Origin of the sequence: Streptomyces narbonensis, assembly GCF_014649015.1 — a bacterium.
Classification (GTDB): Bacteria; Actinomycetota; Actinomycetes; order Streptomycetales; family Streptomycetaceae; genus Streptomyces; species Streptomyces narbonensis.
In genome coordinates this window covers 352,598-374,259 of record NZ_BMSF01000004.1, presented here as the reverse complement: position 1 = coordinate 374,259, position 21,662 = coordinate 352,598, and the positions used below count along the sequence as shown (strand labels likewise).

Here is a 21,662-nt window from a genome sequence, read left to right as displayed (position 1 = left end):
CCGAGTGCTCGTCGTCGAGGATGAGGAATCCTTCAGCGACGCCCTGTCGTACATGCTCCGCAAGGAGGGCTTCGAGGTCGCCGTGGCGGCGACCGGGCCCGACGGCCTCGACGAGTTCGAGCGCAACGGAGCCGACCTCGTCCTCCTCGACCTGATGCTTCCGGGCCTGCCCGGTACCGAGGTGTGCCGCCAGCTGCGCGGCCGCTCGAACGTCCCGGTGATCATGGTGACCGCCAAGGACAGCGAGATCGACAAGGTCGTCGGCCTGGAGATAGGAGCCGACGACTACGTGACCAAGCCCTTCTCCTCGCGGGAGCTGGTCGCCCGCATCCGCGCGGTGCTCCGCCGCCGCGGCGAGCCGGAGGAGGTCACCCCGGCGGCCCTGGAGGCCGGCCCGGTCCGCATGGACGTCGACCGCCACGTGGTGACGGTCTCGGGCGGCAAGGTCGACCTGCCGCTGAAGGAGTTCGACCTCCTGGAGATGCTCCTGCGCAACGCGGGCCGCGTGCTGACCCGTATGCAGCTGATCGACCGGGTGTGGGGCGCGGACTACGTCGGCGACACGAAGACGCTCGACGTCCACGTGAAGCGCCTCCGCGCCAAGATCGAGCCCGACCCGGGTGCCCCGCGCTACCTGGTGACGGTCCGCGGCCTGGGCTACAAGTTCGAGCCGTAGACCGGAGCGCGCTCGGCGAGGCCGGATGGAGTCCGGCGCAGACGGAGTCCGGCGCAGCACGCGGAGAGCGGGTGAGGCCCCCTGGGCCCCGCCCGCCCTCCGCGCTGCTGTGCGCCTGACATGCCCGCTCTCCGAGCTGCTGTACGCCTGACGCGCCCGCTGTACGCGTGAAGGGGCGCCCCCGGCCGGGGGCGCCCCTTCACGTATGTCCTGCCGCTCGGTCAGTGACCGGCGGTCGTGGCCTCGCCCGAGGGCTCGGCGCCGTGCTCACCCTCGGCGGAGCCGTGCTCCTCGCCGTGCTCGCCCTCCGCGGGGGCCGAGGCCGTCGGGGAGGAGCCCGGGGGAGCCGGGACGATCGACGGGCCGAACTCCTTGAAGTAGCTCGCCGCCGGGACGACGAAGGCGTCCAGGCCGACCTCGCCGGTCTTGCTCAGCTTGAAGACGACCTTCTGCGCGTCGCCCTTGCGGGCCGCCTCGGTGCCGTTCTCGATGACGGCGGTGGCGTTGCCCTCGCCGCCGATCACGACGGAGCCGAGCGCCGGGATGGTGATCGGGCCGGCGGCGCCGGCGGCGGCCGTCAGCTTCACCGTCGCGGACGTACCCGGCAGGGTGATCGCGTCGAGGGTCTGCGGCGTGCGGCCGTTGTTGAAGACGGTCGCCGAGACGACGGCCGGGCCCTTCACGCCCTGATGGGGCTGGGTGATGACGAGCGCGTTCTGGATCTTGACGTCGTCCACGGTGACGGCCGCGTTGTCAGGCTTGACTTCGAGCGTCTGCGCGTCGTTGCCCGCAGCACAGGCGGACAGCGCGGCGATCGAGAACACGATGGCGGTGGCGGCGAGGGCGCCGCGTCGAAGGCTGCGGCTCACGGCGGCGGCATCTCCTAGGACGAACGGACAGGTTTGGGGACTAAGGAACAGCTAAAGGTGTGTCAGCGCGCTTAGGTTACCGAGCCGCACTCTCCGTCCCGCACCCGACCCGCCCCTAACCGGCCCTAACCGGCCCGCGGCGCTCGCGGTGGCCGGCGGCGGGGTGATTCCGACGACCGCTCCGAGGGCCGCCTGGGTGACCGCCCCGAGGGCCGCCGGGAGGGCCCCGCCCGCGGACCGCCCGGGGGCCGTCCGGGGTGGTCTCCGCACGACGCCCGGAGCGACTCTCCGTGGCCGGATCGCGACCCATTGACCTGCTGTTCACATAACCGCCTTGATCAATTCGGGGGTCGCCCTGCATTCCCCGGCGGCCCGCTCCGGAAAATCACGGACCGTCGTCGACCTGATCAATTCCGGAATCACCCCGGCATGCATCCGTACGAGTGGTCGATCCTCGAACGGAGTACGTGAAGAAGGGCGCTCCGAACCCGACAAACCGGGACATCGCCCCTCTCTGGAGGGGCGCCAGGTGCGTGTAACGTGCGCGTTTCTCTCCGTCCGCACAGCCGCTCCGACCTGCGAATACCGCCTTCCGGAAGCCCTCCGCAGCACGTTCGTGATGCTGTTGTCAAGCCCCGAGATATGCTCTGACCTGCGAAAACGCCATTCAGAAGAAGCTGTATCCGTGTTACCCTGGATAGCCACGGAAGGGGTACCTGTCACATGACGTTCAAGGTTGGCGACACCGTGGTCTATCCCCATCACGGGGCCGCGCTGATCGAGGCCATCGAAACTCGCCAGATCAAAGGCGTGGACAAGACCTACTTGGTGCTCAAGGTCGCGCAGGGCGACCTGACGGTTCGTGTACCGGCGGACAATGCGGAGTTCGTCGGAGTTCGCGACGTAGTCGGTCAGGACGGGCTGGACCGGGTCTTCGAGGTGCTGCGCGCGCCGTACGCCGAAGAGCCGACGAACTGGTCCCGTCGCTACAAGGCAAATCTCGAGAAGCTCGCCTCCGGCGATGTCATCAAGGTCGCCGAAGTAGTCCGCGACCTGTGGCGCCGGGAGCGCGAGCGCGGGCTGTCCGCCGGTGAGAAGCGGATGCTTGCCAAGGCTCGGCAGATCCTGGTGAGCGAGCTGGCTCTCGCGGAGAACACGAACGAGGACAAGGCCGAGGCTCTCCTCGACGAGGTCCTCGCGTCCTGAGTGAGCGCGCTCTGAATCGCCCCCGGGCGATTCGTTCCGAGCGTGCTTCCAAGTGAAGCGATGCCGCGGTGCCCGCTGGCGCGCTGTGAACCACACAGCGCTGTCGTCGGGCGCTGCGGCATGTTCGCGTACGCATGCGGAGCGTACGCACGGCCGTACGCACCCGGCTCGCGACCGCTCCCTGAAAAGCCGTCGCACCACGCGCACCGCTGAAGAGAACCCGCACCCCCTGTTACGTCCGAACCCCTGTGCTCACGCGCTGAACGCCTCGACCGTCGTCACGGAAAGGGCCCGGTCAAGGCGTCGCGTCCGGCACGGTGAGGCCATACCCATGTCGGCCGCGGAAACAAACCTGCCGGAGTGCAACCGATGTCAGACGAAGCGCGTCCTTCTCGTACCGCCGTGGTGATCCCGGCGGCCGGACGGGGCGTACGCCTCGGCCCGGGCGCCCCCAAGGCGCTCCGCGCGCTGAACGGCACCCCCATGCTCATCCACGCCGTCCGCGCGATGGCCGCCTCCCGCGCGGTCTCGCTCGTGGTCGTGGTCGCCCCCTCCGACGGCGCCGCCGAGGTCAAGCACCTCCTCGACGCCCACGCCCTCCCCGAGCGGACGGACTACCTCGTCGTCCCCGGCGGCGACACCCGCCAGGAATCCGTCCACCTCGGACTCCAGGCGCTGCCCGAGGGCATCACCACCGTCCTCGTCCATGACGCGGCCCGCCCCCTGGTCCCCGTCGACACCGTGGACGCCGTCATCGAGGCCGTACGGGACGGGGCCGTCGCCGTCGTCCCCGCGCTGCCCGTCGCGGACACCGTCAAGGAGGTCGAGCCGGCCGAGAAGCCCGGCGACCCCGAGCAGGTCGTCGCCACACCGGTCCGCGCCCGCCTCCGCGCCGTCCAGACCCCGCAGGGCTTCGACCACGACACGCTGGTCAACGCCCACGCCACGATCGCCCTCACCGGCGAGGGCGCCACCGACGACGCCGGCATGGTCGAGCGGCTCGGCGCGCCCGTCGTCGTCGTGCCCGGCCACGAAGAGGCCTTCAAGGTGACCCGCCCCCTCGACCTCGTCCTCGCCGAGGCCGTACTCGCCCGCAGGAGGGCCAACGATGGCTTCTGACCGACCCGTCCTTCCCCGTACCGGCATCGGCACCGACGTCCACGCCTTCGAGAAGGGCCGCGAACTCTGGTGCGCCGGCCTGCTCTGGGAGGGTGAGGAGTACGGGCTCGCCGGGCACTCCGACGGTGACGTCGCCGCCCACGCCGCCTGCGACGCCCTCTTCTCCGCCGCCGGCATCGGCGACCTCGGCGCCCACTTCGGCACCTCGCGCCCCGAGTGGTCCGGCGCCTCCGGCGTCACCCTCCTCGCCGAGGCCGCCCGGATCGTCCGCGCCGAGGGGTACGAGATCGGCAACATCGCCGTCCAAGTCGTCGGCGTCCGCCCCAAGGTCGGCAAGCGCCGCGACGAGGCCCAGAAGGCGCTGAGCGAGGCGGCCGGCGCACCCGTCTCCGTCTCCGGTACGACCACCGACGGGCTCGGTCTGACGGGCCGCGCCGAGGGCCTGGCCGCCCTCGCGACAGCCCTCGTCTACCCCGTGACGCGCCAGGACGGCTGAGCCCCGGGGGAACCCGGGAGAAAATCGTGCCCCGCGAATCGTCGACAGGTCGCGGGGCACTACCACACGCCCACTACCCTGGAGTGGTGACTATTCGCCTGTACGACACCAGCGCCCGGCAGATCCGTGACTTCACCCCGCTCACACCGGGCTGCGTCTCGATCTACCTCTGTGGCGCGACCGTGCAGGCCGCCCCGCACATCGGCCACATCCGGTCGGGGCTGAACTTCGACATCATGCGCCGCTGGTTCGCCTACCGCGGCTACGACGTCACGTTCATCCGGAACGTCACGGACATCGACGACAAGATCATCGCCAAGGGCAAGGACCAGGGCCGCCCCTGGTGGTCGATCGGCTACGAGAACGAGCGCGCGTTCAACTCCGGTTACGACGCACTCGGTTGCCTGCCGCCCACCTACGAGCCCCGCGCCACCGGGCACGTACCCGAGATGATCGAGATGATGCGCGGCCTCATCGAGCGCGGACACGCGTACGAGGCCGACGGCAGCGTCTACTTCGACGTGCGCTCCTTCCCGGGCTACCTGGAGCTGTCCAACCAGGACATCGACGACCTGCGGCAGCCCACCGAGGACGGCATCACCGGCAAGCGCGACCCGCGCGACTTCGCGATGTGGAAGGCGACCAAGCCGGGCGAGCCCGACTGGGAGACCCCGTGGGGCCGCGGCCGCCCCGGCTGGCACCTGGAGTGCTCGGCCATGGCCCACAAGTACCTGGGCTCCGCCTTCGACATCCACGGCGGCGGCCTCGACCTGATCTTCCCGCACCACGAGAACGAGATCGCCCAGGCCAAGGCCTACGGCGACGAGTTCGCGAAGTACTGGGTGCACAACGCCTGGGTCACCATGGCCGGCGAGAAGATGTCGAAGTCGCTCGGCAACAGCGTGCTGGTGTCGGAGATGGTCAAGAACTGGCGTCCCATCGTCCTCCGCTACTACCTGGGCACCCCGCACTACCGCTCGATGATCGAGTACAGCGAGGAGTCCCTGCGCGAGGCCGAGTCGGCGTTCGCCCGTATCGAGGGCTTCGTCCAGCGCGCCACCGAGAAGGCCGGGACGGCAGTCGCCCCCGCCACCGAGGTGCCGCCGGCCTTCGCCGAGGCCATGGACGACGACCTGGGCGTGCCGCACGCGCTCGCGATCATCCACACCACCGTCCGCCAGGGCAACAGCGCCCTCGCCGCGGACGACAAGGACGAGGCCATCGCCCGCCTCGCCGAGGTCCGCGCCATGCTCGGCGTCCTCGGCCTGGACCCGCTCGACCCGCAGTGGGCCGAGGAGTCCGGTGGCGGCGAGGAGCTCCACGGCGTCGTCGACACCCTCGTACGGCTCGTGCTCCAGCAGCGCGAGTCGGCCCGCGAGCGGAAGGACTGGGCGTCCGCGGACGCGATCCGCGATCAGCTCAACCAGTCCGGTCTCGTCATCGAGGACAGCCCCGACGGCCCCCGCTGGACGCTGGGCAACCGTTAGAAGACGTGCCGCTCGGGGCTCCGGGCGGCACACTTCAGTTACAGACTTATGCACGCAGGCAATAGAGGAAACAGGTAGTCATGGCCGGGAACAGCCAGCGCAGGAACCGTCGCACGTCCAACAAGAAGGGTGCGACGGTCGGCAGCGGTGGCCAGCGGCGCAAGGGCCTCGAAGGCAAGGGCCCGACCCCCAAGGCCGAGGACCGCAAGGGCCACAAGGCGTTCCGCGTCTCCAACGCGATGGCCCGGCAGGCGGCCAAGCGCAAGCCCGTCGCCCGCCGCGGCGGCAAGGGGACGTCCGAGATGGTCGTCGGCCGCAACCCGGTCTTCGAGGCGCTGCGCGACGGCGTGCCCGCCACGACCCTGTACGTGCAGCAGTTCATCGACAACGACGAGCGCGTGCGCGAGGCCCTGAACCTCGCCACCGGCCGCGGCAACATCCACATCATGGAGGCGCCGCGCCCCGAGCTCGACCGCATGACCAACAACCTGAACCACCAGGGTCTCGTCCTCCAGGTCCCGCCGTACGAGTACGCGCACCCCGAGGACCTCGCCGCGGCGGCCTACGACGACCACGAGGACCCGCTGATCGTCGCCCTCGACGGCATCACCGACCCGCGGAACCTCGGCGCCGTCGTCCGCTCCGTCGCGGCGTTCGGCGGCCACGGCGTGGTCGTCCCCGAGCGCCGCGCCGCCGGCATGACCGCTGGTGCGTGGAAGACCTCGGCCGGCACCGCCGCCCGCACCCCGGTCGCCCGCGCGACCAACCTGACCCGCTGCCTGGAGCAGTACCAGAAGGCCGGACTGACGGTCGTCGGCCTCGCCGCCGACGGCGACCACGAGGTCCACGAGCTGGAGGCGCTGTCCGGCCCGGTCGTCATCGTCGTCGGCTCCGAGGGCAAGGGCCTGTCCCGCCTCGTCGGCGAGACCTGTGACTACCGCGTCCGCATCCCGATGCCGGGCGGCGCCGAATCGCTCAACGCCGGCGTCGCCGCGGGTGTCGTGCTGTACGAGGCGGCCCGCCGCCGTATGGCGTAACACCCGGCGTACCACCACTTCGTACGACCAGGCCCCGGCCGTGGCGTTGATCTTGACGGGTCTCGGACATTTGCGAGCTGTCAAGGCAGTGTCCTAAACCCAGATCACTCGGTTAGATGAGTGTGGACACCAGAACGCCCCGGCCGGGGTTCGACGATCAGCCCGCGCTGAGCATGGTCAAAGTGGACTCCGATCCCGCCCAGGTGATCGTGAACCACGCCAGCTTCCGTGTGCGGCTCGCGCCGGCCATGGCGCCGACGTTCGCCGGGAACCCGCGCGTCGCCGCCTTCGCGGGAGCGGGAGCCGCAGCAGCCGCCGGAGCCGCGGCGGCGGGAGGGGGTGCCGCGCGCCGCCGTCCCGTCGTGTGGACGGGGAAGTCCGCGCCGGGCGCGACCGGACTCCTCCAAGCCGTACGCGAGTCCTCCGTCTCCACGCTCGACCCGGCGACCGCCGGTCACGCCGGGCTCGACACGGGCGCCACGCAGGCCATCCCGCGCATCACCGACACCATGCCCACCCCGGTGGTGCCCGCCGAGGCCGCCGGCCCGCTGCTGCCGCCGATGCGCCGCGCCGAGGGCGCCTACGACGACGTGTACGAGCTGCGGCCCGAGACCCCCGGGCCGTACGGCGACGACACGGACGACGGCCGGGAGGGCCAGGCGGGCCGCGACGGCCGCCGCCAGGCCCACGACCCGGTCCGGCACGCGTACTACCCCGGCCGCCGGATGAACCTCGGCGTCGTCCTGCTCCCGCTCCGCGTCTTCCTCGGCTTCATCTCCATCTACGCGGGCATGGGCAAGCTCTGCGACCCCGTCTACTTCGACGGCGGCGAGCGCGGCTCCATGGTGAAGTGGCTCAACTCGCTGCACCCCTGGCCCCTCGCCGAACCGCTCCGGGACTTCGCCCTCCAGCACCCCGTGGGCGCCGGACTCACCGTCGCGTTCCTCCAGGTCGTCGTCGGCGTCCTGACCGTCCTCGGCCTCTGGCAGCGGGTGGCGGCCGTCGTCGGCGCCCTGCTCTCCGCCGCGCTCCTCCTGACCGTGAGCTGGAAGACCGTCCCGGTCTACGACTCGGCCGACATCATCTACCTCGCCGCCTGGTCCCCGCTGATCATCGCCGGCGCCCCCGTCTACTCCCTCGACGGACGCCTCGCCGGAGAGGCCTGGCGCACCCTCGGCCCGCGCGCGGAACTCTGGGCGCTCCGCCGCCGTGTCACGCGCCGCAGCACGCTCCTCGCCTCGGTCGTCGTCGGCCTCACCCTCCTCATCGGCTCCGTCCTCGGCGGCGCGGTCCGCTCGACCGAGATGGTCACCGTCCCGGGCCCCAACGACGACCCGATCAACCACCTGCCCGGCCGGCCGCTCCCCACGGAGCCGACGCGCCGCGCCCCCTCCGGCAGCACCACAAGGGCGCCCGAGCCGTCCGCGACCTCCGAGACGACGGAGGCGACGGCGGGCCGCGAGGAGACCGAGGAGGCGACCCGGCCGCCCGAGACGACCCGGGAGGCCACCCGCACCCAGGAGCAGCAGCGCCCGACGGCCACGCGGGGCAGCGGCAGCACGGGCTCGGCCACGACGACCCGCCCGCCCACGCAGTCGGAGCAGGCGCCCCCGCCGACCACCAGCGACACCCCGACGAGCACGGGCGGCACGTCGAGCGGCGGCTCCACCGGTTCCACGGGCTCGACGGGCGGCAGCAGCACGCCGACGGAGAGCGGCTCGACGACGGGCGGCGCGAGGAACCCGATCGGCGGCCTGCTGGGCTGAGGAGCACTCGTCCCGTACGGAGGAAGGGCGGCACCGCTGAGGCGGCGCCGCCCTTCGGCGTACGTAGCGTGCGTACGGCCCTTCGGCGAGTACGGCCCGCCCGCGTACGTACGCGGGCGGAGGGGGGATTCTCAGACCCTCTGGGCGGCGAGCTCCTTGGCTGCCTCCGTGAGGTCCTTGGCGGTGTCGATGGCCCGCCAGTAGGCCCCCTGGGGCAGCGGGAAGCCCGCCAGGCGGCGCTCGCGGGCGAGGCGCGGGAAGGTGGTCCGCTCGTGGTCGCCGAGGTCCGGGAGGAGCTCGGTGAAGGCGGCGGAGAAGACGTACACGCCGGCGTTGATGAGGAACGGCGACGGCGGCGCTTCGACGAAGTCGGTGATGTGCCCGAAGTTGTCGGTCTCGACGGCGCCCCAGGGGATGCGGGGGCGGGCCAGGGCGAGGGTCGCGACGGCGTCGCGCTCGTGGTGGAAGGCGGCCATCTCGCGGAGCGAGAAGCGGGTCCAGATGTCGCCGTTGGTCGCGTACCAGGGCTGGTCCGGCGAGGGCAGGTGCGTGGCGGCGTACTTGAGACCGCCGCCGCGGCCCAGGGGCTCGGACTCGACGACCGTGGTCACCTTGAGGGGGAGGTCGGCGGTTTCCAGCCATTCCTGGAGGACCTCGGCGAGGTGGCCGCAGGAGACGACCGCGTCGGTCACGCCCTCGGCGGCGAGCCAGGACAGCTGATGGCCGATGATCGGGGTCCCGGTGCCCGGGATCTCGACCATCGGCTTGGGGCGGTCGTCGGTGTAGGGGCGCAGCCGCGAGCCCTGGCCGCCCGCCAGGACCACGGCCTGCGTCGGATTGGTGTGCATACGGGGAACGATAGGCGCCCCGTACGCGTCGAGCCGTTCAGCTCGCGGCTCAGCTCGCGCGCATGACGCCGGTCGCGTACGCGGTGTCGCAGACCGGGCGGGAGAAGGACTGGGCGCGGGAGGGGCCGTAGTGCTTGACGGCGGCGCGGCCGAGGGCGCGGGCGATGGACATGCAGTGGTCGGCGAGCGACGGCCGGTTCTCGACCTCGCGCTGGAGGTGCGTGAGGGCGGTGCCGGGGTCCTTCTGCTGAAGCTCTGCGAGGAGCTGGTCGCGGAGAATATCCTGCGGGGCACGGGACTTGGCGCGGACGGAGACGTCCGTGGAGGAGGCCGTCAGCTGGGTGGTGGAGTCCTGACCGGCCCACGGAACGGCGGACACCGCGAGCGTTCCCGAGAGCACCAGGACGACGGGCAGGACGAGGGCGAGAGAGCGGCCGATTCGGCGGGCAGTGTGCGTCACGCAGGCGAGCGTAGCGGCCGGTAGTGATATGGCGACATTTAGTCACTCTCGCGGGGGATGGTTCGAGGCGGCTTTTCGAATTCCGTGTTGACGCGGGGCCCGGGGGTGGGCCCTGAATGCCGGGGTTTTCCGGGGTAAACCCTGACTTCGTCCTTGTGGGTCCTCTTAGGCGAACGGCCCCGCACCTGCAAGAGGTGCGGGGCCGTTCAGCAAGGCATTCGCCTGGCTTCGGGTCAGTCGCTGAGGCGGGCGCCCGTGGAGGTGGAGAAGACGTGCAGCTCGGCCGCGCGCGGGACGACGTGCAGCGTGGAGCCCTTGGCGGGGACGTCACGGCCGCCGACGCGGACGACCAGGTCCTTGTCCTCGCCGCCGACGCGGGTGGAGCCGTAGATGAAGCCGTCCGAGCCGAGCTCCTCGACGACGTTGACCGTGACGGCCAGGCCCTCGCCGCTCTCCGAGCCCTGCACGTCGAAGTGCTCGGGGCGGATGCCGACGGTGACGGTGGTGTCGCCGGCGGCCGAGGCGGCGGCGATGGCGTCACGGGAGACCGGGACGAGGCTGTTGCCGAACTTCACGCCGCCGTCGGTGATCGGGACCTCGACCAGGTTCATGGCGGGGGAGCCGATGAAGCCGGCGACGAAGAGGTTGGCGGGGCGGTCGTACATGTTGCGCGGGGAGTCGACCTGCTGGAGCAGACCGTCCTTCAGCACGGCGACGCGGTCGCCCATGGTGAGGGCCTCGGTCTGGTCGTGCGTCACGTACACCGTCGTGATGCCCAGACGGCGCTGCAGACCCGCGATCTGCGTACGGGTGGACACACGGAGCTTCGCGTCGAGGTTCGACAGCGGCTCGTCCATGAGGAAGACCTGCGGCTCACGCACGATGGCGCGACCCATGGCGACACGCTGGCGCTGACCGCCGGAGAGCGCCTTCGGCTTGCGGTCCAGGTACTCGGTGAGGTCGAGGATCTTCGCGGCCTCCTCGACCTTGGCGCGGATCTCCGACTTGTTGACGCCGGCGATCTTGAGCGCGAAGCCCATGTTGTCGGCGACGGTCATGTGCGGGTACAGCGCGTAGTTCTGGAACACCATCGCGATGTCCCGGTCCTTCGGCGGCAGGTGCGTGACGTCGCGGTCACCGATGCGGATGGAGCCGGCGTTGACGTCCTCGAGCCCCGCGAGCATGCGGAGCGAGGTCGACTTGCCACAGCCGGAGGGCCCGACGAGGACGAGGAACTCGCCGTCGGCGATCTCGATGTCGAGCTGGTCGACGGAGGGCTTGGTGGCACCGGGGTACACCCGGGTCGCCTTGTCGAAAGTGACGGAAGCCATGGTGATGTTTCCCTTCACCGGCAGGAACGTGCCGGACGATCCGAGTAAAGGAAGGATTGAGGTCTAGTCCACCTAGGTGAACCGTAGGTGACGCTACCTGGCGATGCCCGATCTGTCAGCACTCCAAGGGACCCGAGATTTCCGGCCGCGGCCCGTGCGGGGTTGGTTACACTGCACTGGCTGCCTCCTTAGCTCAGCTGGCCAGAGCACCGCTCTTGTAAAGCGGGGGTCGTCGGTTCGAACCCGACAGGGGGCTCTGCGCGAGGCGTCGCTGACGTGGGATTTCTTCCCCGGGCGGCGCTCTACACGGCCTCGGACTCTTCGTCCGGGGCCGTTTGCGTGCGCGCTGCGTGAGCGGACGGCGTGGCAGACCCCGGCGTTTCCCCCGGGAGACCGGCACGATCTGGCACGGCGGCGTGGGGGGTGTGCGGGGCGCGGGCGCGCGGGACGAGGCGGGCAGTGGCCTCCGCGATCGCGAGATCAGCCTCGGGGAGCAGGCTCGTGTACGTGTCCGCCGTGACGGCGATCGAGGAGTGGCCCAGCATCTCCTGGATGGCCTTGAGGTCGGCGCCGGCCGCGTGGGCGAGGGTCGCGGCGCCATGACGGAGGTCGTGGAGCCGGACCGGCGGGAGGCCGATCTCCTCGTACAGCTCGATGAAGCGGCGGGTGACGTTCGCGGGGTGGAGGAGCTCGCCGTTCTCGCGGGTGAAGACGCGGCCTGTCTCCACCCAGGCGGTGTCCCACTTCTCGCGGTCCGCCTCCTGCTGGACCCGGTGGCGGCGCAGGACCTCGACCGTGTCGGAGTCCAGGGCGATGGTCCGCGCGCCCGCGTCGGTTTTGGGGTCGTCCTCGTAGACCTCCCAGCCGTCGACGACGAGCTGCTTGGCGACGGTGATGAGGCCGGCGTCGAGGTGGGTGTCGGTCCACTTCTGGCCGCATGCCTCGCCGCGCCGCAGCCCCCGGAAGGCGACGAGGTGGAAGAGGGCGTAGAGCCGGTCGTCGGCCGCGTGGTCGAGGAAGAGGCCGGTGTGCTCCGGTGTCCAGACCATGACGGGCGAGGGCCGCTCGCCCGTCCGCTGCCACTGCAGGACGCGTTCGGCGGTCCACACGAGGGCCTTGGGGCGCTTGCCCGCTTCCAGCTCGACGTGGGCGGCCGGGTTGAAGGTGACGAGCTGTTGGGCGATCGCGGCGTTCAGAGCGGCGCGCAGGGTGGAGCGGACGCGCTGGCGCGTGGCGGGGCCGACGATGCGGCGGTACGGATCCATCTCGTCGATCGCGGCCTTCATCGCCTTGCGGCGGGCGCGGTGTTCGCGGCCCTTCCACGGGATCCGGGACAGGTCCTCGAACGCCTTCCGGCGGGCGGCGTTGCCCTCGGCGATCTCGACATTGGCCTCGGCGATGGCCTCGAACATCTCCGAGAGGTGGGAGACGCGGAGACGATCAAGCCGCAGATGCCCGATCCGCGGCTTGAGGTGGACGCGGATGTTGCTCTCGTCGCGGCTGATGGCGCTCTGCCTGCCCTTCTTGGCCGCCAGCCACATGTCCAGCCAGTCGCCGACGGTGAGCCTGCTGGTCAGGTCGATTCCGTGGCTGAGGCGACGTCGGGTCGCCTCGATGTCCGGGAGGGGAGTCTTCTCGGTCGCGACGGTCTCCAGGAGTGCGGCGATCGAGGCCAGGGCCTCCGGGTCGTCGGACTCGGCGAGGCCGAGCAGGGCCCGGATGTGGTCGAGATCGGCCTGTGCGTCCTTGAGGGTCTCGTAGCCGGCGCGGCTGAAGGAACGGCGGGTGCCGTCCTCGCGGGGCGGGAGCTCCTGCCGTATGGAGTAGGAGCCGTGCTTGCGGCTGGAGAGCTTCGGACAGTTCTTGCCGAGCGGCTTGCCGGACTTCGGGTCGCGGCAGTAGCAGCGGCGGTGGGTGGATCCCTTCAAAGGGCGTTCTCCTCGGTGGTGTCGGGGGTGGGCTCGGGGTCTTCGATGTCTTCGAGGCCCAGCGGCAGGCGCGGTGGAACAGCGCCCTTTTCTCTACGGATGGACTCCCGGAGCCAGAGGAGTTCATTCGTGGCGGAGTCGGCTCGGTCGGCGTACTCGGCTCGCTTGCGTTCGGCTTCTTCGCGCTGGCTGGACGTGGTTGCCGTCCTGACTGCGAATGCCGCCAGCCTCTCCTCGTCCCGGGCGGCCTTGATGGTGAGTTCGAGGGTGGCGTGGCGGTTGAACTCGGGGATCAGGCCGGCGTCGCCTTCGCCGTACCGGCTCTCACCGGTGAACCGCCGCATGGCCTCCCAGGTGGGCAGCAGGTGCTGGAACGGATATTCCTGGGTGTCCTCGACGTAGCCGACAGGGAAGATCAGGCAGATCGGGGACGTGTACAGGGCCACGGCGAGGATCATGACGTCCACCAGCGGAAGGTTCGCGCGTCGCCCGGACTCCATGTTGGCGATGACGTTGCGCGGGATCGGGTGGCCGAGTTCCGCACAGCGGTCCGCGAGTTGTTGAGCGCTCCACCCCATCTCCTTGCGTCGTCGTCGGACCTCTCCGGCCACGTTGGCCTTGACGCGGTCCGCCCACTCGGGGAAGTCGTCGTCCTCTTCATCATCGAAGTTGCGCTGTGTCATGAAGACACATTAGCTCGACCATGATTGGTAGTGAACGCCTGGAGCCGGACGTGATGCGCACGTTCGCCGACGGCTGTATCGAGAGGATTGCTGCATGCGCGATGGCGCGATGGCGGGCCAGCCGCTGGGGATGAGTCGGGGCGAGCTGCTGGCCCTTCCTGTTGCCATTGACCTGGAAACGGGCAACCGTGCCTTGGGTCTCGGGCGGAGCAAGGGATACGAGCTGGCCAAGCGGGGTGAGTACCCGTGCCGGGTTCTGCGCGTGGGTAAGGCGTACCGCGTGGTGACCGCAGACCTGCTCGATCTGCTCGGCCTGGCTGCTTAGGGCGCGGCAAGATAGCAGGCCGTTCTGCGCTGAGCTGACACAGAATTGCTGGACTGTGCCGGAGGGTGGTCGTACTGTTCGTGGTCGCCCCGCCCGGCAACGGGCCGAAGAACGGGCGAGCCGTCGACGCGCAGGCGTCGCACAGAGCCAGCGACATCCCCCTTGACCCACCAGCACTGGGTGGCTTGTGCCCGCCTGCACGGCCATCAGAGAAGGAGCCGCCCCTTGGATTCCACGATGCCCGCGCCCTCATCCGACCCCATCTGGCAGCCGACAGCGATCCCCGGCCAGTTGGCCGCCCCCTCACCTGCCCTGGACCCCGAGGGCGAGGAAGTCCTGGACCTGCTCCGGGCTGCCATCCGGCGTTATGTCGTGATGCCGAGCGAGGAGGCCCTTACGGCGACCACGCTGTGGGCGGCGGCAACGCACCTTCAGACGGTGTGGCAGCACGCGCCGCGCCTGGCGGTGGTCGGTCCGGCCAAGCGGTGTGGGAAGTCGCGGCTGCTTGAAGTGCTGATCGAGGCGGTCCATGAGCCGCTGATCACGGTCAACGCGTCCGCCGCTGCGATCTTCCGGTCGATCGGTGAGGGCGACCCGCCCACGCTCCTGGTGGATGAGGTCGACACGATCTTCGGCAGCGCGAAGGTCGCGGAGAAGAACGAGGAGATGCGCGGCCTGCTCAACGCCGGCCACCAGCGCAACCGGCCCACGCTGCGGGTCTCCGGCCCCAACCATGAGGTGGTCAAGTTCCCCACCTTCGCCATGGCTGCCCTCGCGGGCATCGGCGACCTGCCCGACACGATCATGGACCGGTCGGTCGTCATCCGCATGCGTCGCCGAGCCGAGTCCGAGAAGGTCAGCTTCTGGCGCTACGGCCGTGACGACCTGGCGGTGCGTGAGCTCCGCACGCGGCTGGCGGCCTGGCTGGCCTCGGTGCGCGAGAAGGCGCTCGCTCTGGAGCCGAAGCTGCCGGTCGAGGACCGGGCCGCCGACACCTGGGCGCCGCTGATCAGCGTCGCCGACCTCGCGGGCGGTCACTGGCCCGTCCTGGCCCGCACCGCGTGCACGGCCATGACGGACTACGAGTCCGGGCGGGACGAGGACGGCGGGCTGAAGATCCGCATCCTTGCCGACATCCGCCGCGCCTTCGCGACCGAAGGCGACCAGCCGGCACTCCGCACCGGCCGCCTCCTGGACATCCTCAACGCCGATCCCGAGGCGCCCTGGGCCGAGCACAGCCCCAACGGGCTCACCCCGCGCGGCCTGCAGATCCTGCTCCAGGACTACGGCATCAAGTCGGGCAACCGCCGCTTCCCCGGTGGGAACCAGGCCAAGGGCTTCACCCGCGCCCAGTTCACCGACGCCTGGACCCGCTACTGCCCGCCCGAGGCAGCCGCCACGCTCCCCGTCGAGCCCGGCGCCTGACCCTCCACGACTCGTCCCACTCGTCCCCGCGCAGGTCAGCGCGGGGACGAGTCGCCGACGCGCAACGAGTCGACTCGACATCACCGCCCCACCCGTACCTGCCCTGACCAGCGGCGGGACGAGTGGGACGAGTCCCCACCACTCACGGCCGCCCACGCCGGCGGCCACACCCAGCCCTGGAGCCCTCCACCTTGCACCTCCCTGCTCCGAGCGCCCCGGCAGCCATGCGCAGCATCCGCGCCGGTATCGCGCGGTTCGCCTCCGGCACCAAGAACGACGACCTCAAGCGGCGTGCCGCACCTGGCGATGCTTGCCGAGCACCCGCACCCGATGGGGGTCGCCGCGTGAACCGCGCGGGACGCTTCGCCCTCGTCCTCGGTCTGGTGGCCGTCGTCCTCATGGCCTTCCGGGTGTCGTGGAACGCACTGTCCGACGTGGCCCGCGCCACCGGCGCCGACTCCACCGCCGCCCTGCTCTACCCGATCGTCGTCGACGGCCTGATGGCCCTCGCGCTGATCGCCACGCTCGTGCTGACCGGCACCGACCGGACGTTCGCCCTGCGGGTCCTGGCGACCTACACGATCGCCAGCCTCCTGCTGAACTACGTGCACGGCCTCGTACCCGCCCTGCACACCGACTCGATCCGGTGGGGCCGACTGACCGACTGGGACTATGCGAACTGGGCCCTCGTGCTGCTGGCCACCTCACTGCCGGTCGGGTCGATCTACTTCGGCTCGGACCTCGTGGCCAAGGTGCTGCACCACAACCCCGAGTCGGCCGATTCCCCCGAAGCGGCCTCTGCCCAGTCGGCCGGCGACCAGGCCCCACGGTCGACGGCTGACCGGCCCGAATCGGCCTCCGAGCAGCTGAGCGACTCGGCCCCCACGGAGGTCACCGAGGCATCTGCCACGGAGCCGACCGAGGGAGCCGAAGCGGCCCCCGCCACCCGACCGCCTCGACCGACCACGGTGGCGGAGTCGACCGGAGCCGCCCCGCGTCGGGCGACCGGTCGGGTCCCCGACGCCGCCAAGTCGACCGCCGACCGGACCCGCACACCCGCCGAAGTCCTCGACAGGGCCCGACTCCTGACCGCCGACTGGAGCGACGACCAGCTGACCGCCGAGCGTCTGCGCCGCGAACTACGGATCGGCCTGCCCCGGGCCCGCGCCTTGCGCGACCAGTTCCAAGCCGAGCGCACCGGCCAGGCCCAGCCCGCCACGGACGACGGCTCCAAGGCCGCACCGCTCGACGGACTGAACGAAGCCGCCTCCCCCGTCGCCACCGGCTGACCCTCACAGAGCCCTGCCCCACCCTCCGGCGCATCCCGTGTCCCCGTGCGGCCGAGCACGGGGACACGGAGGCCGCACACAGCCAAGCACCCAACGGAGAACCGATCCATGCACGACCCGAACCACGAACTCCCCACACACCAGGAAGAGACGATCAGCGGCCTCAACAGCGCAGCAAGTTGTCGGGTAAGGAGTCCTTACCCGGCCTCCGCCCCAGGGGAGGCGGAGGCATCCGGCGCCGAGGGGGCACCGGTGTCGGCCGGCCCGGGGGAGCCGACTCGGGGAGAAGCCACACAGCCACCCACCCCGCGTCGCCGTCTCCGCGAACCCACGCTGCGCGAGAAGCGCGTCCACCCCCGCTACAGCAACGCCGAGTTCACCCTCCTCACGACAGCCGCTCACCTCAGCCGCATGCCGGTCGGCGGCTACGTCGCCGAGACATCGCTCGCCGCCGCCCGCTCCGACGACCCCACCGCCGCGGTCGCCGACTACCGCGCCATGGTCAAAGCGCTGATGGCCGCCAACCGACAGCTCGCCGCAATCGGCCGCAACCTCAACCAGCTCACCTGGCACCTCAACAAGGACGGCGCGTGGCCCGCGCCGGACATCGTGGTGCGACTGCTGGACCGGATCGAGGCGTCGATCGAAGACGTGGACGCGGCCATCGCCCAGGCGATGACCGGACGGTGACCACGTGATACCGAAGATCATCCTCGGCAAGGGAGCCCGCGCCACCCGCCGTCTCATCGGCTACCTCTACGGTCCGGGCAGCGCCAACGAACACACCGACCCCCACCTGGTCGCGTCCTGGAACGACTTCGCCCCCGACCCCGGCCGCAGCCCCCACCGCCACTCCAGGGACGTCGAGGACCAGCTCGCCTCGCAGCTCGACCAGCCCGTGAAGATGCTCGGGAACAAGGCCCCGACGACCACGGTGTGGCACTGCCCGGTCCGCGCCGCGCCCGAGGACCCGCTCCTGACTGACGCCCAGTGGGCGGACATCGCCCGGCGGATCGTGGCCGCCGCCGGCATCGCCCCCGAAGGCGACGAGGAAGCCTGCCGGTGGGTGGCGGTCCGGCACGCCGACGACCACATCCACATCGCCGCAACCCTCGTACGCCAGGACGGCCGCCGTCCCCGCCGCGACCACGACATCCGCGCCGTCCAGCGCGAAGCCCGCAAGATCGAAGCCGACCTCGGCCTCCGCCGCCTCAACCCGGGCGACGGCACCGCCGCCAAACGCCCCACCAGCAAGGAGCACTTCAAGGCCAAGCGCCAAGGCCAGGACACCACGACCCGCGAGATCCTGCGCATGCGCGTACGCCGCGCCGTGGCCGCCGCGTCCAGCGAGACCGAGTTCTTCGCCCTGCTGGCGGCGACCGGCGTGACAGCGCGGCCGAAGACCGGTCCGTCCGGCGACGTCCTCGGCTACAGCGTTGCCCTGCCCGGCGACATCAACAAGGACGGCGAGCCGGTGTGGTTCTCCGGCTCCACCCTCGCCGGCGACCTCTCCCTGCCCAAGATCCGCCACCGCCTCACCGCCACCGGCCCCGAACCGGTCACCGCCGGTCCGGCCGACCCCTGGCACCAGGCCACCGCCGCCACCGAACGCATCCCCGACCACCTCACACACGGAGACGACCACATCGCCCAGGGCCAGCTCGTCGCCCTCGGCGGAGCCCTGGACCTACTGCCACTCACCGCACCAGCCGCCGCAAGGAGCGACCTCGAACGGGCTGCCGCCCTCTTCGAGCGCGCCACCCGCTCCCGCGTCACCGCCGACCTCGACAGCACCCGCGTCCTGCGCCGCAGCATCCAGACCATCCTGCGCTCCCCCACCACGACAGGAGACGGGGCCGGGCTGGCGATGCTCCTGGACGCCGCCCTCATCGCCGTGGCCTTCGCAAGGCACTGGCACCGCAAGCACCAGCACGCCCAGCAGGAAGCAGCGGCCGAACAGGCCCTCGTCCACCTCCAGAACGCGTACGCGCACGTCGCCGGCCCGGTCCTGAACGACTTCGCTCGCCGCACCCCCGGCATCCAGACCAGGCAGCGCTACGCCCGCCACCTCCAGCTGGCCGTCCCCGAGCACGCCGAACGCATCCTGCAGGACCCCGCCTGGGACGCCCTGGCCACGGTCCTTGCCGATGCTGAAACAGCCGGCCACAACGCGGCCACCGTCCTCACCCAGGCCCTTGGCCAACGCACCCTCGACGACGCCCGCAACCCTGCCCGCGCCCTGACCTGGCGCATTCACCGCCTCGGCCAACGCAAAGCACCCAGCCCCCTCGCCCAGGCAGCCATGGCCCGCAGCACCACACGCCGCCCGCGTCCTCCAATGCACCCCGCGTCAGGCACGCCCGCCGTCGTGCAGCAGCAGCCACAGGTGCGGCGGCGTTGATCAGCCCTCGTGTTCCCCGAGGGAACAGCGAAAGCGTTCCCTCGGGGAACGCCCGATTCGTTCCTTCAGGGAACGGGGCCCGTCCCGTTCATCAAATGAACGCCGGGCATGTACGGAAAATGAACGGGACCGCCATTCATTGAATGAACAAGGTGGCTGGCCCCAGACACACGGCCCACCGATACGGTCCAGTGATCCTTGTGCGCTTGAGCGGCCGACTCCCGTATCGTCGCCTGGGTGACCGACGCGAACGGGGCGGACAGGACGCGCATCCCCGCAGATGATCTTGCCGAGCTGATCACGGCATTCGACGTCGGTGAGGTGCTGGATCGGCAGCACCTGGCCGATGGCCTGATGAACGTGAACTGGCGGCTGGATACCCGGGCCGGGAGGTTCGCTCTCAAGCGGGTCACGGACGTGCCGCTTGATCGACTGCGTCGGAACCTCGCGGTCCTTCCCTTCCTGGCTTCGTACGGCGTCCCCACGTGCGCCCCGCTCTCCACCGTTCACGGCGATGTGATCGCCGAGGTCCGCGGTAGCGGCTACTGCCTGTTCCCCTGGTCGACTGGGGAGCACGTCCGCGGAACCGACCTGTCGCTGGCGCAGACATTCGAGCTCGGCACGCACCTTGCGCAACTTCATACGGCGCTCGGCCGTGCTGCCGATGATGCCGTGCTGCCCAACCTGCCGGCCTCGATTACCGCTGAGGTGACGGAGCCCCGGCGAGCCATCCAGAAAGCCGACCGGCTTGCCGGAGCGGTGGCAGTCCGGGGTGCGGGCGATGCCTTCGACGCGTCCGCGAGAGCCGCCCTCGAAGAGCGCCAGCTCCTCCTCGACAAGCACGCCCACCTGCGCCCTGAGGGAGATGCCCCCGCGGGGCCGCACGGCTGGACGCATGGCGACTTTCAGTACCGGAACCTCCTCTGGGCGGACGGCGAGCTGGTTGCCGTCCTGGACTGGGACCGGCTGGGTGTCCGCCCGTACGCGGAGGAAGTCGTTCGTACGGCGCAGGTGCAGTTCGGGGTGGAGGGCGTGTTCGACTTGGAGCGGGCGTCGGCGTTCGTGGCCGGCTACCGGTCGGTGATCCCGCTGGAGGCAGCCGCACTCGTCGATGGCGCGCGTCGGCTCTGGTGGAAGCGGATGACGGACTTCTGGCAGCTCGAGTTCCACTACGACCGGGACGATCGCTCCTGCGACGACCTGTTCATTGCCGACGAGGCGCTCCTTCACTGGTGGACGGAGTGGCTCGACGAGGTGGAGCGGGCACTCAGCGGGGCTGCCTAGATCCCCAGCTCGTGGAGCTCGGGCAGGCGTGGTCGCGTGTATCGGACCGCCCTGCTCCGAGCCCTCATGCCCAGTGCCTCGTGGTCGGCGTTCCGGATCGCGCCCGCCCACGTCTCGGGGCCGGCGGTGCTGGGCAGGACGATCCCCGCGTCGCCGATGGCTTCGGGGATGCCGCCGCGGTCGGTTCCGATGCTCGGAACGCCGTGGAGTGCGGCCTCGATGATCACGCGGGGGAAGGCGTCCTCCACGGTGGAGGGGACCAGCAGCAGGCGGTGGCTGCGGTATAGGGGCGCCATGTCGTACACGCGGGGCACGTACGTCACGTTCGGGTAGGCGGCGAAGTCGGCGGCGGTGTCCCACCAGCCTTCGACCAGGGTGAAGTGCTGTTCCGGCATGAGCCGGACGAGCTGGTGCAGTAGCCCGGATCCCTTGGCGGGGATGGGGTTGATCATGAGTGCGGACGTGGTGCAGGCCGCGTCCGAACTCGGCCCGGGCAGCGCGAACGGCGGGTACATCACCGAGAGACGCGTCCCGGCGGTATGGGGTGCGCGTGCTCGGACGAACTCCGAGACGGCGAGTCCGTGGTGAGGTCGACCGGCGAGGACACCCAGGCCGGTGGCGGAGACGGAGTGCAGGATGCCGGCGACGAGCGCGGTCGGTCGGGCTTGTGCGGCAAGCTGCGCCGAGCCTTCCTGCGAGGTGAACACGATGTCGGGTCGGAGAGCGCCCAGGAAGCCCCCGAGCGCGTGCTCCACGGTGTTCTGCATCAACGCGGCACACTCGACTCCGTTCCACCGGTAACGCAGGGCGCCGTCTCCCTCGTCGTACGGAACGCCATGCGTGTCCAGGTGGGCGCGCATGGCGGGGAGCTGGGTGGCCCCGTTCCAGGGGGCCTCGTGTGAGCCGAGGTAGGTGACGTGCCAGCCCGAGGCGGCGAGTTCTTCGGCGAGCAGTTGCTGGGTGACCTCGGCGCCACCGATGAGAAACGGGGGTGGAGTGCGGCGCCAGGCGAACAGGGCGGTGGGCATCTTC

20 protein-coding genes and 1 tRNA gene are annotated in these 21,662 nt (G+C 70.7%); 14 read left to right on the top strand and 7 right to left on the bottom strand.

Features of this window, described 5'->3' with window-relative positions:
• The first annotated feature begins 4 nt into the window (after positions 1-4).
• Positions 5-676: a two-component system response regulator PhoP gene (gene phoP, locus IE124_RS10245; RefSeq protein WP_465270246.1), complete on the top strand. Its 672-nt coding sequence runs from the start codon at positions 5-7 to the stop codon at positions 674-676.
• Between the two features lie 221 nt (positions 677-897).
• Here phoP and IE124_RS10240 read toward each other — a convergent pair whose 3' ends face one another.
• Positions 898-1,545 (bottom strand): DUF461 domain-containing protein, encoded by a 648-nt coding sequence (locus IE124_RS10240; protein ID WP_189507040.1) that lies wholly within the window; start codon positions 1,543-1,545, stop codon positions 898-900.
• A gap of 723 nt (positions 1,546-2,268) precedes the next feature.
• Between IE124_RS10240 and IE124_RS10235 the strand changes: the two genes are divergently transcribed.
• The 6 genes from IE124_RS10235 (at position 2,269) to IE124_RS10210 (ending at position 8,656) form a co-directional block, all read left to right on the top strand.
• Positions 2,269-2,751: a CarD family transcriptional regulator gene (locus IE124_RS10235; protein WP_003953493.1), complete on the top strand. Its 483-nt coding sequence runs from the start codon at positions 2,269-2,271 to the stop codon at positions 2,749-2,751.
• 369 nt (positions 2,752-3,120) lie between these two features.
• Positions 3,121-3,870 carry a 2-C-methyl-D-erythritol 4-phosphate cytidylyltransferase gene (gene ispD / locus IE124_RS10230; RefSeq protein WP_150267747.1) on the top strand — a complete coding sequence of 250 codons (750 nt, stop codon included), beginning with the start codon at positions 3,121-3,123 and terminating at the stop codon, positions 3,868-3,870.
• Positions 3,860-4,366 carry a 2-C-methyl-D-erythritol 2,4-cyclodiphosphate synthase gene (ispF, locus tag IE124_RS10225; protein ID WP_189507038.1) on the top strand — a complete coding sequence of 169 codons (507 nt, stop codon included), beginning with the start codon at positions 3,860-3,862 and terminating at the stop codon, positions 4,364-4,366. The genes ispD and ispF overlap by 11 nt, the downstream gene beginning before the upstream one ends.
• Before the next feature lie 86 nt (positions 4,367-4,452).
• A complete protein-coding gene (cysS, locus tag IE124_RS10220) occupies positions 4,453-5,853 on the top strand; it encodes a cysteine--tRNA ligase (protein ID WP_189507036.1) in 1,401 nt (466 codons plus the stop codon).
• A gap of 80 nt (positions 5,854-5,933) precedes the next feature.
• The gene (gene rlmB / locus IE124_RS10215; RefSeq protein ID WP_189507034.1) at positions 5,934-6,890 is read left to right on the top strand and encodes a 23S rRNA (guanosine(2251)-2'-O)-methyltransferase RlmB; all 957 of its coding nucleotides are present in this window, start codon (positions 5,934-5,936) and stop codon (positions 6,888-6,890) included.
• Positions 6,891-7,006: 116 nt separating this feature from the next.
• Positions 7,007-8,656, top strand: a complete 1,650-nt coding sequence (locus IE124_RS10210; RefSeq protein WP_189507032.1) for a DoxX family membrane protein — start codon at positions 7,007-7,009, stop codon at positions 8,654-8,656.
• Between the two features lie 131 nt (positions 8,657-8,787).
• Here IE124_RS10210 and IE124_RS10205 read toward each other — a convergent pair whose 3' ends face one another.
• From IE124_RS10205 to IE124_RS10195, 3 genes are all read right to left on the bottom strand, one after another.
• Positions 8,788-9,504, bottom strand: a complete 717-nt coding sequence (locus IE124_RS10205) for a nucleotidyltransferase family protein (protein WP_189507030.1) — start codon at positions 9,502-9,504, stop codon at positions 8,788-8,790.
• 49 nt (positions 9,505-9,553) lie between these two features.
• Positions 9,554-9,964: a hypothetical protein gene (locus tag IE124_RS10200; RefSeq protein ID WP_055642202.1), complete on the bottom strand. Its 411-nt coding sequence runs from the start codon at positions 9,962-9,964 to the stop codon at positions 9,554-9,556.
• 233 nt (positions 9,965-10,197) lie between these two features.
• A complete protein-coding gene (locus IE124_RS10195; protein ID WP_055646120.1) occupies positions 10,198-11,295 on the bottom strand; it encodes an ABC transporter ATP-binding protein in 1,098 nt (365 codons plus the stop codon).
• Between the two features lie 182 nt (positions 11,296-11,477).
• On the opposite strand from IE124_RS10195, the gene IE124_RS10190 reads away from it, so the two are divergent.
• A tRNA-Thr gene (locus IE124_RS10190) sits at positions 11,478-11,551 on the top strand.
• Between the two features lie 46 nt (positions 11,552-11,597).
• Here the strand turns inward: IE124_RS10190 and IE124_RS10185 are convergent.
• Together IE124_RS10185 and IE124_RS10180 are read right to left on the bottom strand one after the other, a co-directional pair.
• Complete coding sequence (locus tag IE124_RS10185) at positions 11,598-13,223, bottom strand: site-specific integrase (RefSeq protein ID WP_189507028.1); 1,626 nt, start codon at positions 13,221-13,223, stop codon at positions 11,598-11,600.
• A complete protein-coding gene (locus IE124_RS10180) occupies positions 13,220-13,906 on the bottom strand; it encodes a helix-turn-helix domain-containing protein (RefSeq protein WP_189507026.1) in 687 nt (228 codons plus the stop codon). The genes IE124_RS10185 and IE124_RS10180 overlap by 4 nt, the downstream gene beginning before the upstream one ends.
• A 94-nt stretch (positions 13,907-14,000) precedes the next feature.
• Here IE124_RS10180 and IE124_RS10175 point away from each other — a divergent pair, with 94 nt between their 5' ends.
• The 6 genes from IE124_RS10175 to IE124_RS10150 all read left to right on the top strand — a co-directional run bounded on the left by IE124_RS10175 (position 14,001) and on the right by IE124_RS10150 (position 20,630).
• The gene (locus IE124_RS10175; protein WP_189507024.1) at positions 14,001-14,231 is read left to right on the top strand and encodes a hypothetical protein; all 231 of its coding nucleotides are present in this window, start codon (positions 14,001-14,003) and stop codon (positions 14,229-14,231) included.
• A 237-nt stretch (positions 14,232-14,468) separates the two neighbouring features.
• A complete protein-coding gene (locus IE124_RS10170; RefSeq protein ID WP_189507239.1) occupies positions 14,469-15,656 on the top strand; it encodes a DUF3631 domain-containing protein in 1,188 nt (395 codons plus the stop codon).
• A gap of 344 nt (positions 15,657-16,000) precedes the next feature.
• The gene (locus IE124_RS10165; protein ID WP_189507021.1) at positions 16,001-16,945 is read left to right on the top strand and encodes a DUF2637 domain-containing protein; all 945 of its coding nucleotides are present in this window, start codon (positions 16,001-16,003) and stop codon (positions 16,943-16,945) included.
• 108 nt (positions 16,946-17,053) lie between these two features.
• Positions 17,054-17,635, top strand: coding sequence for a MobC domain-containing protein (locus IE124_RS10160; protein ID WP_306432387.1), 582 nt, complete (start codon positions 17,054-17,056; stop codon positions 17,633-17,635).
• 4 nt (positions 17,636-17,639) lie between these two features.
• Positions 17,640-19,346 (top strand): relaxase/mobilization nuclease domain-containing protein, encoded by a 1,707-nt coding sequence (locus IE124_RS10155; RefSeq protein WP_189507019.1) that lies wholly within the window; start codon positions 17,640-17,642, stop codon positions 19,344-19,346.
• 237 nt (positions 19,347-19,583) lie between these two features.
• Positions 19,584-20,630 (top strand): phosphotransferase, encoded by a 1,047-nt coding sequence (locus tag IE124_RS10150; protein ID WP_189507017.1) that lies wholly within the window; start codon positions 19,584-19,586, stop codon positions 20,628-20,630.
• Here the strand turns inward: IE124_RS10150 and IE124_RS10145 are convergent.
• Positions 20,627-21,658 (bottom strand): glycosyltransferase, encoded by a 1,032-nt coding sequence (locus IE124_RS10145; RefSeq protein WP_189507015.1) that lies wholly within the window; start codon positions 21,656-21,658, stop codon positions 20,627-20,629. The two genes, IE124_RS10150 and IE124_RS10145, sit on opposite strands and share 4 nt — an antisense overlap.
• Positions 21,659-21,662: the final 4 nt, after the last annotated feature.